At 66.1% G+C, this 15,341-nt stretch carries 14 protein-coding genes and 1 riboswitch; of the genes, 8 read left to right on the top strand and 6 right to left on the bottom strand.

All coding sequences use genetic code 11. From position 1 onward, the window contains the following. Positions 1 to 51 precede the first annotated feature (51 nt). The 4 genes from C8348_RS10245 to C8348_RS22390 all read left to right on the top strand — a co-directional run bounded on the left by C8348_RS10245 (position 52) and on the right by C8348_RS22390 (position 5,610). Positions 52 to 921, top strand: a complete 870-nt coding sequence (locus tag C8348_RS10245) for a metallophosphoesterase family protein (protein WP_106753361.1) — start codon at positions 52 to 54, stop codon at positions 919 to 921. Beyond that, positions 918 to 2,678 carry an ABC transporter ATP-binding protein gene (locus tag C8348_RS10250; protein WP_106753234.1) on the top strand — a complete coding sequence of 587 codons (1,761 nt, stop codon included), beginning with the start codon at positions 918 to 920 and terminating at the stop codon, positions 2,676 to 2,678. Before C8348_RS10245 ends, C8348_RS10250 begins: the two co-directional genes overlap by 4 nt. Before the next feature lie 87 nt (positions 2,679 to 2,765). Continuing rightward, positions 2,766 to 2,989, top strand: a riboswitch (cobalamin riboswitch). Between the two features lie 110 nt (positions 2,990 to 3,099). Next, positions 3,100 to 4,344, top strand: a complete 1,245-nt coding sequence (locus tag C8348_RS10255) for an aromatic ring-hydroxylating oxygenase subunit alpha (RefSeq protein WP_106753235.1) — start codon at positions 3,100 to 3,102, stop codon at positions 4,342 to 4,344. A gap of 12 nt (positions 4,345 to 4,356) precedes the next feature. Next, on the top strand, positions 4,357 to 5,610 hold the full coding sequence (locus C8348_RS22390; RefSeq protein ID WP_198647000.1) for an FAD-binding oxidoreductase: 1,254 nt from the start codon (positions 4,357 to 4,359) through the stop codon (positions 5,608 to 5,610). A gap of 7 nt (positions 5,611 to 5,617) precedes the next feature. Here C8348_RS22390 and chrA read toward each other — a convergent pair whose 3' ends face one another. From chrA to C8348_RS10290, 6 genes are all read right to left on the bottom strand, one after another. After that, positions 5,618 to 6,934: a chromate efflux transporter gene (chrA, locus tag C8348_RS10265; protein WP_106753236.1), complete on the bottom strand. Its 1,317-nt coding sequence runs from the start codon at positions 6,932 to 6,934 to the stop codon at positions 5,618 to 5,620. Positions 6,935 to 7,044: 110 nt separating this feature from the next. After that, entirely contained in the window at positions 7,045 to 7,746 is a 702-nt protein-coding gene (locus C8348_RS10270; protein ID WP_106753237.1) for an ABC transporter ATP-binding protein, read from the bottom strand. Next, positions 7,733 to 8,521 carry an ABC transporter ATP-binding protein gene (locus C8348_RS10275; protein WP_106753238.1) on the bottom strand — a complete coding sequence of 263 codons (789 nt, stop codon included), beginning with the start codon at positions 8,519 to 8,521 and terminating at the stop codon, positions 7,733 to 7,735. Before C8348_RS10275 ends, C8348_RS10270 begins: the two co-directional genes overlap by 14 nt. After that, entirely contained in the window at positions 8,518 to 9,477 is a 960-nt protein-coding gene (locus C8348_RS10280) for a branched-chain amino acid ABC transporter permease (RefSeq protein ID WP_106753239.1), read from the bottom strand. The genes C8348_RS10275 and C8348_RS10280 overlap by 4 nt, the downstream gene beginning before the upstream one ends. A 3-nt stretch (positions 9,478 to 9,480) precedes the next feature. Beyond that, positions 9,481 to 10,353, bottom strand: a complete 873-nt coding sequence (locus C8348_RS10285; protein ID WP_106753240.1) for a branched-chain amino acid ABC transporter permease — start codon at positions 10,351 to 10,353, stop codon at positions 9,481 to 9,483. 124 nt (positions 10,354 to 10,477) lie between these two features. After that, the gene (locus C8348_RS10290) at positions 10,478 to 11,626 is read right to left on the bottom strand and encodes an ABC transporter substrate-binding protein (RefSeq protein ID WP_106753241.1); all 1,149 of its coding nucleotides are present in this window, start codon (positions 11,624 to 11,626) and stop codon (positions 10,478 to 10,480) included. 373 nt (positions 11,627 to 11,999) lie between these two features. Between C8348_RS10290 and paaG the strand changes: the two genes are divergently transcribed. From paaG to C8348_RS10310, 4 genes are all read left to right on the top strand, one after another. Beyond that, a complete protein-coding gene (paaG, locus tag C8348_RS10295) occupies positions 12,000 to 12,809 on the top strand; it encodes a 2-(1,2-epoxy-1,2-dihydrophenyl)acetyl-CoA isomerase PaaG (RefSeq protein WP_106753242.1) in 810 nt (269 codons plus the stop codon). A gap of 1 nt (position 12,810) precedes the next feature. Then, the gene (gene paaI, locus C8348_RS10300; RefSeq protein ID WP_106753243.1) at positions 12,811 to 13,278 is read left to right on the top strand and encodes a hydroxyphenylacetyl-CoA thioesterase PaaI; all 468 of its coding nucleotides are present in this window, start codon (positions 12,811 to 12,813) and stop codon (positions 13,276 to 13,278) included. A 54-nt stretch (positions 13,279 to 13,332) separates the two neighbouring features. Further along, positions 13,333 to 14,643 carry a phenylacetate--CoA ligase PaaK gene (gene paaK, locus C8348_RS10305; RefSeq protein WP_106753244.1) on the top strand — a complete coding sequence of 437 codons (1,311 nt, stop codon included), beginning with the start codon at positions 13,333 to 13,335 and terminating at the stop codon, positions 14,641 to 14,643. A gap of 92 nt (positions 14,644 to 14,735) precedes the next feature. Beyond that, entirely contained in the window at positions 14,736 to 15,332 is a 597-nt protein-coding gene (locus tag C8348_RS10310) for a TetR/AcrR family transcriptional regulator (RefSeq protein WP_106753245.1), read from the top strand. Positions 15,333 to 15,341 lie beyond the last annotated feature (9 nt).

Raw genomic sequence — 15,341 nt, forward strand, 5'->3', positions numbered from 1 at the left:
CTGCCCCTCGCAGCGCTCCGGTTTCCCCCAATGCCAAAAGGATCCCTTGCCGTGACCGTCCGTCTTGCCCTCGTTGCCGATATCCATCATGGCGCGCCCTCTGCCACCAAGCGCGGCGACACCGCCCTTGGCCTGATGGAGGAGTTCGCCCGCTTCACCAACGCCGCACGGCCGGATCTGGTCATCGATCTCGGCGACCGGATTTCCGACATAGACCGCGATACCGACCTGCGGCTGGAGCGCGAGGTGGCCGAAGCCTTCGCCCCGATCACCGCGCCGGTACGCCACATTTGCGGCAACCATGACCGCGACCATCTGGAGGTTGCCGACAACGAGGCGATCCTCGGCCAGAGCCTTGCAAACGAGACCCTCGACATCGGCGGCTGGCGCATCGCGCTGTGGCGTGCCGACAGCCGCATCATCCGCACGCCGGAGCACTCCGGTTTCGTGCTGAAGGAAGCCGATCTCCTGTGGCTGTCGCGCGTGGCGCAGACGGCCGACCGGCCGCTGCTCGTCTTGAGCCACGTGCCGATCTCCGGCCATGCCCAGACCGGCAACTACTATTTCCAGAACAACCCGTCCGCCTCGACCTATCTCCATGCCGAGCGCGCCCGCGCGGCGCTGGCCCAGGCCCGGGTGCCGGTGGTCTGCATGGCTGGCCATGTGCACTGGAACACGGTCACGAAGGTCGACGGCATCGTCCACATGACGCAGCAGTCGCTGACCGAGAGCTTCACCACGTCCGGAGAGCCGGCCGGGGCCTTCGGCCTCCTGGAGCTTGGCGACACCGTCTCCTGGCAGGTCGAGGGCAAGGACCCGATGCGCTTTGCCTTCACGCCGACGGCGGACCGCTGGACGCCGGTGATGCCGGTGTTCGACAGCCTGCCCGAATTTGCCGCCCGCCGGCGGACCGCAGCATGACCGCCGCGCCGGAGGCACAGCCGGTCCTGGCCGTCGAGGGCCTGAAAGTGGCCTTCGGCGCGCATGAGGCCGTGAAGGGCCTGAGCTTCTCCATCCGCGCCGGCGAGACGCTGGCGCTGGTGGGGGAATCCGGCTCCGGCAAGTCGGCGACGGCGCTCGCCATCTTGCGGCTGATCGAGCGTGAAGGCGGACGGATCGCCGGCGGGCGCATCCTGCTCGGTACAGGCGCCGAGCAGATTGACCTGACCGCCCTGTCCGATGACGCCCTCACCGACATTCGCGGCGACCGGGTGTCGATGGTGTTCCAGGAGCCGATGACCTCGCTCAATCCGGTGATGACCGTCGGGGCGCAGCTGGCCGAGGTGTTCATCCGGCACCGGGGCCTCAGCGCCCGCGCGGCGCTTGAGGAGGCCCGCGCCGGGCTCGACGCCGTGCGCATTCCCGACGCGCAGCGCCGGCTGGTGCAATACCCGCACGAGCTGTCGGGCGGCCTGCGCCAGCGGGTGATGATCGCCATGGCGCTGGCCTGCCGCCCAGATCTTCTCATTGCAGATGAACCGACCACCGCGCTGGATGTGACGACCCAGGCCGAGATCCTCGACCTAATCCGTTCATTGCAAAATGAAATCGGCATGGGCCTTCTTTTCATTACGCATGACATGGGTGTCGTCTCGGAAATCGCCGACCGGGTGCTGGTGCTGCGGCATGGCCAGGCTGTCGAGGAGGCGGCCACAGCCGAGCTGTTCCGCGCGCCGCAGGCGGCCTATTCCCGCGCCCTGATGGAGGCAACGCCGCGCCTCGGCAGCGGCAGCCTGACCACGCCGGCAAGCGCAACGCCCGTGCTGACCGTGCGCAACCTTTCAACCCGATTCCCTGTCCGCAAGGGCTTCCTGCGGCGCCTGCAGGGGGAGCTTCATGCCGTGCGCACTGTCAGCCTGTCGCTGAACGAGGGCGAGACGCTGGGCCTTGTGGGCGAATCCGGCTGTGGCAAGTCCACGCTGGCCCGCAGCATCCTGCGGCTGGTGGAGCCGGCCGAGGGCCGGGTGGATCTGGCCGGACGGGAGCTGACCGGCAAGCGGCTTGCCGACCTCAGGCCGGAGCGGCGACTGGCGCAGATGGTGTTCCAGGACCCCTTTGCCAGCCTCAACCCGCGCCTGCCGGTACATGAGCTGGTGACTGAACCCGCGCGCATTCACGGCCTGATCGGCGAGAAGGACCAGAAGCAGCTGGCCGCCGATCTCGTGACGCGGGTCGGGCTGGAGGCGGACTGCATCACCCGCTATCCGCACCAGTTCTCCGGCGGGCAGCGCCAGCGGCTCTGCATCGCGCGGGCGCTGTCGGTGCGGCCCAAACTGATCGTTGCAGATGAAGCAGTGTCGGCTCTCGATGTCTCGATTGCGCGGCAGGTGACGGACCTGATGCTGGATCTGCAGCAGCGCGAGGGCATGGCGTTTCTTTTCATTTCGCATGACATTGCCGTGGTCGAGCGGGTCAGCCATCGCATCGCGGTGATGTATGGCGGCGAGATCGTCGAGATGGGCGCGACCGCCGACATTCTGGCGCGACCGCAGCACAGCTATACCCGCCGCCTGCTGGCCGCCGTGCCGTCGGGCAAGCCGGGCGAGAACCGCAAGGACGGTCGGCTGCGCGAGGCGGTTGCCCCGAAGCTGGCCTTCACGCGTCCGGGCGAACGGCTGGCCCAGCTGCCGCTGGTCGAGGTGCTGCCCGGCCATTTCGTGCGGGCGGAGGCCGCCTGAGCCGCCGCCCTTTGCCCGCAGCAGGCAACGTCGCAGAACCGGCATGGCGTGTCGTTTTCGGATCATCCGCAACGGCCCGCCCGTGGTGGATTGGGGCATGACCAGGGTGCCCTGCTTCGGTGACGCGGCAGGGAGAATTGGGAAGCCGGTGACATGGGCCCTGGGGCGCATGGCAAGCCGGCGCTGCCCCCGCAACGGTGGCGAGGACAGGAGCGCGGTGGAGGAGCCACTGGGGCAACCCGGGAAGGTGCCGCATCCGGGCCGCAAGGCCGCCTCGAAGCCCGGAAACCAGCCCTGGCCAGAGACAACCCAACGGATCGCGGAGGGCGGACCGGGGCGGCCAGAGCTGTGGCGGAGGGAGACCGCCGGAGCAAGCCTGTCCCTGACCCAAGTCCCCCGCCGGCAAGCGGAATGTGAGGCCATGGACGTTCGCAATGACATGCTGAGCCGCGTGCGCAACCGGCGCGAAGGCTTTTCTCTCGATCAGGCCTTCTACATCGATCCGGAGTATTTCAAGCTCGACCTGGATCTCATCTGGTACCGCGACTGGCTGTTCGTCGGCCATGACTGCGAGGTGGCCAAGGCCGGCAGCTTCTTCACCGTGCAGGTGGGCGACTATCCGGTGGTGATCCTGCGTGACAGCGACGGTCAGATCCGCGCCTTCCACAATTCCTGCCGCCATCGCGGCAGCCGGGTTTGCACGGAGCATCGCGGTTCGAGCGCAAGGCTCGTCTGCCCCTATCACCAGTGGACCTATGACCTCGACGGCAGCCTGCTCTATGCGCGGCAGATGGCCGAGGATTTCGACAAGTCGCAGTTCTCGCTGAAACCCGTCGCCTGCGAAAGCGTGGCCGGCTACATCTTCATCTGCCTTGCGGACAAGCCGGCCGAGTTCGCGCCTTTCGCGCAGCTGATGCAGCCCTATTTCGCGCCGCACCGCCTCACCGAGGCCAAGGTCGCCTTCGAGAGCACGATCATCGAGAAGGGCAACTGGAAGCTTGTTTGGGAGAACAACCGCGAGTGCTACCACTGCGCCGGCAACCACCCGGAACTCTGCAAGACCTATCCGGAAGCCCCGACAGTGACCGGTGTTGCCGGCGGCGACGAGGACCCGGACCTGACCGAGCACTGGACGCGGCTTGAGGCGGGCGGCTTGCCGAGCCGGTTCCAGATGCATGAGAGCGGCCAGTTCCGCGCCTGCCGCACGCCGCTGATCGGCGATGCGGTGAGCTACACGATTTCCGGCCGCCCGGCGGTGCAGGAGCTTCTGTCGGCGGGTGTGAGCCAGGAGCGGATCGGGGCGCTGCTGCTGTTCCACTATCCGACCACCTGGAACCATGTGCTCAGCGACCACGCGGTGACCTTCCGCGTGCTGCCGATCAGCGCCACCGAGACCGCCGTGACCACCAAGTGGCTGGTCAACAAGGACGCGGTCGAGGGCGTCGACTATGACCTCGACACACTGACGCATGTGTGGATGCAGACCAACGACCAGGACCGGCGCATCGTCGAGGAGAATGCCTTCGGCATCAAATCGCCCGCCTATGAGCCCGGTCCCTATTCCGAACTGCACGAGGGCGGCGTGATGCAGTTCGTCGACTGGTATTGCCGCAATGTCGAAACGCGCCTGACGACAGGTGCCAAGCCGTTGCGCAGCGTCGCCTGAGGATCCTCATCCATGACCGTCAAACCGGATTTTGCCGCAGGCCTCGCCCTGCCCTTCGCCGCAACCGCCCCCTGGAAGGGACCGGCATCGCGGCTGGAGGTGCTGGCCGTGATCGACGAGACCGCCGACGTGAAGACCTTCGTCTTTCGGCCTGAAGGCGGCGGCTGGTTCTCCTACAAGCCCGGCCAGTTCGTGACCCTTGAGCTGCCGGTGCCCGGCGGGCCGGTGTGGCGGACCTATACGCTCTCCTCCACGCCGACGCGGCCTTTCTCGGCCTCGGTAACTGTGAAGGCACAGGCCGGCAGCATTGGTACGCGCTGGATGTTCGACACGCTGGTGCCGGGCATGACGCTGACGGCCAGCGGCCCGGCCGGGCATTTCAGCCACTGGAACCATCTGGCCGAGCGCTATCTGTTCCTGTCGGCCGGATCAGGCATCACGCCGATGATGTCGATGCTGCGCGCGATGGCCGACACGGCCCCGGCCAGCGACGTGGCCTTCCTCACCTGCGGCCGCACGCCCGGCGACCTTCTGTTCCGCGACGAGCTGGAGATGCTAGCGCGGCATATGCCGAACCTGTCGCTGGGACTGATGGTGGAACGCAAGGGCGCAGCCGACCGCTGGCACGGCCTGACCGGGCGCATCGACATGGCGCGGCTGAAGTTCCTGGTGCGCGACTACCGCCAGCGGGAAATCTTCTGCTGTGGCCCGGAACCCTTCATGGCCGGTGTGCGCCTGATGCTGGAAGACGCCGGCTTCGACATGCGCCACTATCACGAGGAAAGCTTCGGCGCGCCGTCGAAGGCCCAAACGCAGCCCCAGACCAAAGTCCAGACCCAGAGTCAGGCCCAGGTCCAGGTCACCAGCGCCAAGGCTGCCAGCGCAGCAAAGACGGTGACGGATGATGCCACGGCTGGCCACGTCCCGTCGCAGGTGCAAGGCGCAGCGCCGACGGCCGCCGCCCCGGCGCAGGACGGCACCGCCACCGCAGGGTATGCCGGCGACGGCGTGCGGCTGCAGTTCAGCCGCAGCGACGTCACGACGACCTGTGCCCCCGGCACGACCCTGCTGGAGGCCGCCCGCGCGGCGGCCGTCCGCATCCCGGCCGCCTGCGAGGCCGGCATGTGCGGCACCTGCAAGGTGAAGAAGACGGCCGGCGACGTCACCATGGCCCACAATGGCGGCATCACGGACGAAGAAATCGCCAGCGGCTACATCCTCGCCTGCTGCTCCCATCCGGTCAGCGCCGTAACGCTGGAGGCGTGACAGCCCGTCAAGGCAACAGCAGCTTGATGGCAACACCGAGCAGCGCCATCAGGCCGACCGTTTCCATCATGCCGCGTCTTGCGCCGAAGACCAGGACAAGCGCCAGGGCGCTGAGGAGGGCTGCGGCCGGATCAAGGCTCGACGGGTCGACGCGGACGAAGTGAAGCCAGCCCTCCGACACCCGCGTTGCGGAGGCGAACAGCACGTTGAGACCGAACCAGACGGCGACATAGGCGATGACACCGACCACGGCCGCCGTGATCCCGGTCAGCGCCGCAGCGAGCGCTGCATTGCGGCGCAGGCTCTCGACAAAGGGCGCACCGGCGAAGATCCAGAGGAACGAGGGAGCAAACGTCACCCAGGTGGCCATCAGCGCGCCGAGGCTGGCCGCGACCAGCGGCGGCATCCCGCCCGCGTCCTTGAGCGCTGCGAGAAAGCCGACGAACTGATTGACGAGGATGGTCGGTCCCGGCGTTGTCTCGGCAAGGCCAAGCCCGTCGATCATCTGGCGCGGCGTTGCCCAGCCCATGTCGACGCCCGCCTGCGCCAGATAGGCCAGCACGGCATAGGCGCCGCCAAAGGTGATGACGGCCAGCTTGGAGAAGAACAGGCCGATGGCGACCAGCACATGTCCAGGCCCGAGCAGCAGCACGGCGGCCAGCACCGGCGCCCACCAGACAGCCAGACAGGCCAAGGCAGTGCGAAACGCGCGCACTGCCGCGCCGCTCGGCAACACGGGTGCGGACTGAACGGCGGGAGGCTTGCCGCCAAGTCCCATCAGACGCGGCGCGAAGCCGGTAGCCAGGGCTCCGGCGATGCCGGCACCGATGATGATCAGGGGAAACGGCAGGTCGAACAGCAGGATCAGTAGAAAAGCCGCTGCGGCCAGGCCATAGGGCAACGGTCCCTTCAGGCCGCGCCTGGCGATCTTGATCAGGGCCTGGATGACAATCGCCAGCACCGCCGCCTTGATGCCGAAGAACACACCGTCCACCAGCGTCGTGCCGGTGCCCAGCGCATAGAGGAAGGATAGGGCGAGCATGATCAGGCTGCCGGGCAGCACGAACAAAATGCCGGCGGCCAGCCCGCCGCGCACGCCATGGGTGAGCCAGCCTATATAGGTTGCCAGCTGCTGTGCCTCGGGTCCGGGCAACAGCATGCAATAGTTGAGCGCATGCAGGTAGCGCGGCTCGTCGAGCCACTTCTTCTCGTCGACGACGATCCGGTGCATCATCGCGATCTGCCCCGCCGCCCCGCCGAAAGACAGGACGCCGATGCGGGCGAAGGTGAGGATCAGGTCACGGAAGGTGGGGGAAACAGGCACAAGCGGACTCCGGATGCGCCGGCCTGTTCGGGCTGGACCGGTCGCGCGGCGACCTTAGAGGCTGCCGTACGACAGATCCATGACGATCGCTGAGCCGAATGCCGTACCCCTCAAATCCCCAGATACGCCTCCCGGATGCGGGGATCTGCAATCAGTTCGGCGGCAGGTCCGGACATGGTGATGCGGCCGGTCTCCATCACATAGCCCCGGTCAGCGATGGACAGCGCTGCGAAGGCGTTCTGCTCCACCAGGAGCACCGTCACGTCCAGGCTCTTTAGCGACTTCACCACCTCGAGGATCTGGTCGACCAGGATCGGAGCCAGCCCCATGCTGGGCTCATCCAGCAACACGCAGGTGGGACGCGCCATCAGCGCCCGGGCTATCGCCAGCATCTGCTGCTGGCCGCCGGACAGGCCGCCAGCGGAGAGATTGCGCTTTTCCTTCAGCACCGGGAACATGGCAAAGGCATCGGCCATGTCCTTGTCAACGCGCGCATCGGCGAACAGATAGGCGCCAAGGCGCAGGTTTTCCTCCACCGACAGGTTGGTGAAGATCTGCCGGCCCTCCGGCGACTGGGCGAGCCCCAGCCCGACGCGCCGGTGCGCCGGCAGTTTCGAGATGTCGTCGCCCCGGAACATCAGAGAGCCGCCCGATGCGGGCTGCACACCCGAAAGGCAGCGCAACAGCGTCGTCTTGCCCGCGCCATTGGCCCCGATCACCGAGACGATCTCGCCGGATTTCACCTCCAGATCGACCCCGTGCAGCACCTCGATGCGCCCGTATTTGCTGCGCAGTCCTTCAACCGAGAGCATTGGCCGCCTCCTTGCCGCCATGGGCCCCAAGATAGGCCTCGATCACCTTGGGATCACGGGCCACCACCTCCGGCTTGCCTTCCGTGATTTTCACGCCGTGATCGAGCACGACGATGTGGTCAGAAATCTTCATCACCAGCTTCATGTCATGCTCGACCAGCAGGATGGCGACGCCCTCCTTCGCCACGGCCGCGATGAGATGATCGATCTCTTCGGTTTCGACCGCGTTGCACCCGGCGGCCGGTTCGTCCAGCAGCAGGAGGCGCGGCTTGCAGGCGAGCGCCCGGGCAATTTCCAGCCGCTTCAGTGCGCCATAGGACAGCTGCGATGCGATCAGCTCCGCGCCGCGCTCCAGCCCGACCCTTGCCAGCAACTTGCGGGCAGCGTCTTCCGTCTCCCGGTTGCGCCGCAGGGACGAGGGCAGCGCGAGAATGTCGGAGAGGATATGGCGGCCTTCGGACAGGTGGAAGCCGGCCATCACATTGTCCAGCACGCTCATCTGCTGGAACACCTGCAGGTTCTGGAAGGTGCGGGACAGGCCCCGTGCGGCCAGGGCCTGCGGCGGCAGGCCGGTAACGGTTTCCCCTGCCAGCCGAACACTGCCACGGGCCGGCAGATAGACGCCGGAGATCATGTTGAACAGGGTCGTCTTGCCGGCGCCATTGGGGCCAATCACGGAGACGATCTCGCCTTCCGTCACGGCGAAGCTCACCGCATCCACGGCCTTGACGCCGCCAAAGTCGATGCCGAGGCCTTCGATCTCAAGAAGTTTCATCCCTGCCTCCGGCTGAAGCGCTTGATCAGGCTCGGCACCAGACCTTCGCGCAGGAAGATCATCACCAGCATCATGATAAGGCCGAGCACGATATGCTCATAGTCGTGGAAGACCGTGAGTGCCTGCGGCAATGCGGTCAGGATCGAGGCACCGGTGATGGCCCCGAACACCGAGCCAGCACCGCCCAGCACCGTCATCGTGACCATCTGCACAGAGTGCAGGAAGCCGGCAATGTCGGGTGTCACGAACTTGTTCATCATCGCCAGCAGCGACCCGGACACCGAGGCATAGACGGCGGAAATGACGAAGGCCATCAGCTTGAAATAGGCCACATCCACGCCGACGGTGCGCGCGGCGATCTCGCTATCATGCAGCGCCCGGAGTGCACGGCCCGTCGAGCTGGTGTGAAGGTTCAGCGCCAGCAGCGCCCCCAGCAGCAGCACGAGCCCGGAGAACCAGTACCAGACCTGCGCTGCCGGAACGGACAGGCCAAGCGACTTCAGGAGGTCCCGCAAGCCGAGATCCTCGACCTGCATGCCATCGGGACCGCCGGTCAGCCAGGATTCATTCGACAGCACCATGAAGATGAGAATGCCGAAGCCGAGGGTGGCGACAGCCAGATAGTGCCCTTTCAGCCGCAGGATCGGCCGGCCGACCAGATAGGCCAGCACGCCGGAGATGAGAGCCCCGAGCAGCATGGCAACGACCGGCGGCAGGCCCAGATGCACCGGGGCAAGGGCACAGGCATAGGCGCCAATGCCGCAGAAGCCGGCGTGGCCAAGGCTGATCTGGCCGGCATAGCCGATCAGGATGACGAGGCCGGTGACGGCCAGGCCATTGATGAACATCAGCGTCCCGACCCGGTAATAGAACGAGGAGGGAAAGAACAGCGGTGCAACCAGCACCAGCGCCACCAGCGCCAGCAGCGTGATCGTCTTGGGAGACAGGTTTTTCATGGCTCAGACCCGGTTGACCGCGGCCCGGCCGAACAGGCCACTGGGCATGACAAACAGTACCGCAAGGATGACGATGAAGGCCGCCGCATCCTTGTAGGTGGAGGAGATGTAGCCGGCAGTCAGCGCCTCGATCAGGCCGACGACGAGACCGCCGACGAGGGCCCCGAACGGATTGCCCATGCCTCCGAGCATGGCTGCGGCAAAGCCCTTGAGGGCCAGCGCGATGCCGATGTCGTAGCTCGTCAGCGTGATCGGGGTGACGAGCACGCCCGCCACCGCGCCGATGGCCGCCGACAGGGCAAAGCTCAGCGTCATGATGAAATTGGTGTTGATGCCGACGAGCCGCGCCGCCAGCCGGTTGTTGGCGGTGGCCAGCACCGCCTTGCCCGTCAGGGTGCGGGTGAAGAAGAGATAGAGACCGGTGAAGATCACCGCGGCGCCGAAGATCACCCAGACGCTCTGCGGCAGGATCGTCGCCCCCAGGATCTCGATCGGCACGTCGCCGGAAAAGCTCTCGAAGCGGTGCAGCTGCTTGTCGAAGACGATCTGGGCCACACCGCGCAGGAAGATCGACGCGCCGATGGTGATGATGATGATCGTCACAACGGAAGCATTGCGCGCGGGCTCGATGGCGAACTTGTTCAGCGCCACGCCAACCAGCGCGGTGATCACCACGGCCAGGATGGCAGCGGCCGGCAGCGGCACGCCGGCAGCCGACAGGAACACGGTCGACATGCCGCCCAGCATGACGAACTCGCCTTGCGAGAAATTCACCACGTCGGAGGCGTTGTAGATGATGGTGAAGCCGAGCGCGACCAGCGCATAGACTGCGCCGACCGTGAGGCCGGAAAAGACGAACTGCAGAAGATCGGACATGGATCGGTCCCGTCGGGCAGGCACAGGGGCCTGCCGCATGGTTCGGTGAACGCGGATCGGACAACTTGCAAAGCGGGGGGCTGATCGCATCTGCCCGATGCGGTCAGCCCCCTGATGCGCCCTGTTACTCGACGATGGTCCAGTCGCCGTCCTTGATTTCCAGCATGCGGAACGCGGACAGGTCGAGGCCCATGTGGTCGTCAGCGGTCATGTTGACGATGCCGCCGGTGCCGACATAGCCCTTGGTCTTCTCGATCTCGTCGCGGATCGCAGCAGGCTCGGCAGACCCGGCGCGCTCGATAGCCTGGGTCAGGATCATGAAGGCGTCATAGGCATGGCCGCCAAAGGTGGAGACCTGCGATCCGGTCGCCTTCTCATAGGCATCGCGGTAGCCGACGACGACCGGCTTCTGCGGATCATTGTCCGGCAGCTTGTCGGCCACCAGAAGGGCAGCGGCCGGCAGACGGACGCCTTCAGCGGCATCCCCTGCCAGTTCGATGAAGCTCTTCGAGGCAACGCCATGCGACTGGTACAGCGGCACCTGGATGTTCAGCTGGCGGAAGTTGCGGGTGACGATGGCCGGGCCCTGGCCGAAGCCCGGGTTGACGACCGCCTGCAGCCCGGCGACGCCGGCGATCTTGGTCAGCTGCGGCGTCATGTCGGCGTCCTTCGGGCCGTAGCTTTCGTCCGCCACGATCTCCATGCCGAACTCCGGCGCCAGCTTCAGGCACTGCTCGCGCATCGACATTTCGAAACCGCCGGTGCCGGAAATGAGGCCGATCTTGGTGAGGCCGCGCGCCTTCAGGTCGCCGAAAATCTTGGCGCAGGCCATCTTGTCGGTGTGCGGGGTCTTGAACACCCACTTCTTCACCGGATCGATGATCACCACGGCGCCGGCCAGCGAGATGAACGGCACTTCCGCCTCTTCCATCACCGGGATCATTGCCATGGTCGTGCCGGTCGTGGTGCCGCCGATGACAGCCACGACTTCATCGTCTTCAATGAGGCGAGTGGCGAAGGTGCGGGCATTGTTGGCATCGCCCGCGTCATCATACATGACGAGCTCGATCTTCTCGCCCTTGATGCCGCCCTTGGCGTTGATCTCGTCGACCAGCATCTTCAGGGTCTTGGCTTCCGGATCGCCCAGGAAGGACGCCGGGCCCGTCTGGGACAGGGATGCACCGATCTTGATGTCGGCAAGGGCCGGCGAACTCGCCAGACCAATAAGCGCCAGCACAGCCGTCGCCTGCTTCAGGCTCGTCAGAAACGTCATGATTTTCCTCCCATCGCAATGTCGTCTAGGCAGATCCGAAAGGCTGCTCCCCTGCCCGGCTCGTCCGGTCATCAGACCGGCACACCGCCCGGGCCAGCACGTCCCGTGGCATCAAGCCACCGGGGCGGATCCGGTCCTCACTCCGGGCCCGCAGGCTGTCGTCTCTCTCCCCGTTCTTGCTGCGCCATCGGGCGCTTCAGTTATATTGACCGACCGGTTGGTTTATGCAACATCTTTCTTCAACGACCAAGGTCGCATTCCAGATGTTGCGGCACTTGGCGCTCAGACGGCCTGTTCCTGCTTGCCGGGAGGTCACAGGCACGTCAGCCTGCCGGGGGACCCATCCCGACCGGCAGTCCGAGGGAGGATCGACATGACAGGTGATGTTGCAGGCGAAACGCCTGTGCTTGTGGACCGCCGCGGCGGCGTTCTGGTGCTGACGCTGAACCGGCCTGACCGGCTCAATTCCTTCAACGAGGCCCAGCACCTCGCCCTGCGCGCCGGCTTCGAAACCGCGCGCGACGATGCGGATGTGCGGGCCGTGCTGCTGACCGGCGCCGGCCGCGGCTTCTGCGCCGGCCAGGATCTGGGCGACCGCGATCCGGCGAAGATGACCGGTGCGCCGGATCTCGGCGAGACCATCGAGCGCTTCTACAATCCGCTTATCCGGCTGATCCGCAGCCTTGAAAAGCCAGTCATCTGCGCCGTCAACGGCGTGGCCGCCGGCGCGGGGGCAAACATCGCGCTGGCCTGCGACATTGTCATTGCCGCCCGCTCGGCCAAGTTCATCCAGGCCTTCGCCAAGATCGGCCTCGTGCCCGATTCGGGCGGCACCTGGTCCCTGCCCCATCTCCTCGGCGAAGCCCGGGCCAAGGGCCTTGCCCTCACCGGCCAGCCGCTCCCCGCAGAAACAGCGCTGGCATGGGGCCTGATCTGGCAGATCTGCGACGATGACAAACTGATGGACGAGGCTTTCGCGCTCGCCGACAGCTTTGCTAGCGGCCCGACGGTCGGCCTTGGCCTGACCAAACAGGCCATCCAGGCCGCGGCCACCAACAGTCTCGATGCGCAGCTCGATCTGGAACGCGACCTGCAGCGGCAAGCCGGTCGTACCCCGGACTATGCCGAAGGCGTTGCCGCCTTCCTTGCCAAACGTCCCCCCGTCTACAGCGGGAGGCGCTGAGATGACGGCCTCCCTGACGCCCCAGCAGCTGGCTGAAGCCAGCGCCGCCGCCATGTGGAACGGCGACAACGCCAGCGCCGGCCTCGGAATGGTCCTCGACCACGTCGCCCCGGGCGAGGCCACGCTCAGCATGACGCTGACTGACGCCATGACCAACGGCCACAAGACCGGCCACGGCGGCTTCATCTTCGCGCTGGCCGATTCGGCCTTTGCCTTTGCCTGCAACAGCCACAACCAGCGCGCCGTCGCCCAGCATTGCTCGATCACCTACATCGCCCCGGCCTTTGCCGGCGACGTTCTGACGGCCACCGCCCGGGAGATCTCGCGCGCTGGCCGTTCCGGCATCTACGACGTGCAGGTCACGAACCAGACCGGCGCGATCCTGGCCGAATTCCGCGGCCATTCGCGGACGGTGAAGGGCACCCACGTGCCGCTCGCCGGGGAGACCGACACGGGCCCGGCCGGCTGAGACCCAGCCCAGACCGCCAGCCCCACAAGAACATTGTTTTCGGGAGGAAACACCATGGAAGACCTGAGCCCGCGCCCCGGGGATCTCGAGCCGATCGAAACCGCGTCCCGCGATGAAATCTCCGCGCTGCAGCTGACGCGTCTGAAGACGACGCTCGCCCATGCCTATGCCAATTCCCCGTTCTACCGGGCGAAGTTCGATGCCCATGGCGTGCATCCGGACGACCTGAAGACCCTCGCCGACCTGTCGAAGTTCCCCTTCACGGTGAAGACGGACCTGCGCGACACCTATCCCTTCGGCATGTTCGCCGTGCCGCAGAAGGACATCGTCCGCATCCACGCCTCCTCTGGCACCACCGGCAAGCCGACCGTCGTGGGCTACACCAAGAAGGACATCGACACCTGGGCCGGCGTCGTCGCCCGTTCGATCCGCGCCTCCGGCGGCCGCCCCGGTGACATCGTGCATGTGGCCTATGGCTACGGCCTCTTCACCGGCGGCCTCGGCGCCCATTACGGTGCGGAAAAGCTCGGCTGCACCGTCGTGCCGATTTCCGGCGGCATGACCGAGCGCCAGATCACCCTGATCGAGGATTTCAAGCCGCGCATCATCATGGTGACGCCGTCCTACATGCTCTCGATCCTCGACGAGTTCCGCCGCGCCGGCATCGACCCGCGCGAGACCTCGCTTGCTGTCGGCATCTTCGGCGCCGAGCCCTGGACCAACGCCATGCGTCAGGAAATCGAGCAGGCCTTCGACATGCACGCGGTCGACATCTACGGCCTATCCGAGGTGATGGGTCCGGGCGTTGCCAATGAATGCGTCGAGACCAAGGACGGGCTGCACATCTGGGAGGATCACTTCTATCCCGAGATCATCGACCCGGTGACGGGCGAGGTCCTGCCCGACGGCAGCGAGGGCGAGCTGGTGTTTACCTCGCTCACCAAGGAAGCCCTGCCGATCATCCGCTACCGCACCCGCGACCTGACCCGCCTGCTGCCGGGCACCGCGCGCTCCATGCGGCGGATGGAAAAGATCACCGGCCGCTCCGACGACATGATCATCCTGCGCGGCGTCAACGTGTTCCCGACCCAGGTCGAGGAACAGATCCTGAAATGCAAGGGCCTCGCACCGCATTTCCAGATCGAGCTGACCCGCTCCGGCCGCATGGACGCCATGACGGTGAAGGTGGAAGCCGCCTCCGGCCACGAGACCGACGAGGCCCGCGCTCACGCCGCCAAGGAACTGGCGCATCACATCAAGAGCGTGATCGGCGTCAGCACAAGGATCGATGTCGGCGATCCCGGCAGCGTCGAGCGCTCGGCCGGCAAGGCCCGCCGCGTCATCGACAACCGGCCGAAAGGCTGAAGCTCCCGCACTTTGCCCCGCATGGACGCATTTGACCTTCCCCGGCAATGCGGCTATGCGGGGCCCCGTTGCACCGTGAAGGACAACCGGATATGGCACGCACCCGCGCCGCAGACTATGACGACAAACGCAAGGCGATCCTGGACCGCTCAGCCAGCCTGTTTGCGGAGATGGGCGTCGACCGGGCGTCGATGTCGGCCATCGCCAGCGCCTGCGGCGTGTCGAAGGCGCTGCTGTATCACTATTATTCCAGCAAGGAAGACATCCTTTTCGATGTGATCCATTCGCATCTGGAGGATCTCGACGAAACCCTGGCCGAAGCGGATGATCTTTCGTTAGCGCCAGAGGACAGGCTCCGCGCACTGGTGCACAAGACGCTGGAAGCCTACCGGGATGCCAACGACACCCACAAGGTCCAGCTTTCGGGCCTGCCCTTGCTGCCGCCCGACAAGGCCGACCGGATCAAGGAGCTGGAACGGCGGATCGTGCGGCGGTATTCGGACGCGCTGCTGGCAGTCAATCCGGACCTCAACACCGGCCGCCCGCTCCTGAAGCCGGTGACCATGTCCCTGCTCGGCATGCTGAACTGGGTCTACATGTGGTTCCGCCCCGGCGGCCCGGTTTCCCGCGAAGACTATGCCGATCTCGCCACAACGCTGATCCTGGAAGGCGTCAAGGCGGTCAAGTAACCCCGGACG

Source organism: Pannonibacter carbonis (assembly GCF_003012935.1).
Taxonomy (GTDB): domain Bacteria; phylum Pseudomonadota; class Alphaproteobacteria; order Rhizobiales; family Stappiaceae; genus Pannonibacter; species Pannonibacter carbonis.

What these genes read in the sequence shown, in the direction of transcription:
- C8348_RS10250 (WP_106753234.1), top strand. Translation starts at nt 918, where the DNA reads ATGACCGCCGCGCCGGAGGCACAGCCGGTCCTGGCCGTCGAGGGCCTG.
- C8348_RS10255 (WP_106753235.1), top strand. Translation starts at nt 3,100, where the DNA reads ATGGACGTTCGCAATGACATGCTGAGCCGCGTGCGCAACCGGCGCGAA.
- C8348_RS22390 (WP_198647000.1), top strand. Translation starts at nt 4,357, where the DNA reads ATGACCGTCAAACCGGATTTTGCCGCAGGCCTCGCCCTGCCCTTCGCC.
- C8348_RS10270 (WP_106753237.1), bottom strand. Translation starts at nt 7,746, where the DNA reads ATGCTCTCGGTTGAAGGACTGCGCAGCAAATACGGGCGCATCGAGGTG.
- C8348_RS10275 (WP_106753238.1), bottom strand. Translation starts at nt 8,521, where the DNA reads ATGAAACTTCTTGAGATCGAAGGCCTCGGCATCGACTTTGGCGGCGTC.
- C8348_RS10280 (WP_106753239.1), bottom strand. Translation starts at nt 9,477, where the DNA reads ATGAAAAACCTGTCTCCCAAGACGATCACGCTGCTGGCGCTGGTGGCG.
- C8348_RS10285 (WP_106753240.1), bottom strand. Translation starts at nt 10,353, where the DNA reads ATGTCCGATCTTCTGCAGTTCGTCTTTTCCGGCCTCACGGTCGGCGCA.
- C8348_RS10290 (WP_106753241.1), bottom strand. Translation starts at nt 11,626, where the DNA reads ATGACGTTTCTGACGAGCCTGAAGCAGGCGACGGCTGTGCTGGCGCTT.
- paaG (WP_106753242.1), top strand. Translation starts at nt 12,000, where the DNA reads ATGACAGGTGATGTTGCAGGCGAAACGCCTGTGCTTGTGGACCGCCGC.
- paaI (WP_106753243.1), top strand. Translation starts at nt 12,811, where the DNA reads ATGACGGCCTCCCTGACGCCCCAGCAGCTGGCTGAAGCCAGCGCCGCC.
- paaK (WP_106753244.1), top strand. Translation starts at nt 13,333, where the DNA reads ATGGAAGACCTGAGCCCGCGCCCCGGGGATCTCGAGCCGATCGAAACC.
- C8348_RS10310 (WP_106753245.1), top strand. Translation starts at nt 14,736, where the DNA reads ATGGCACGCACCCGCGCCGCAGACTATGACGACAAACGCAAGGCGATC.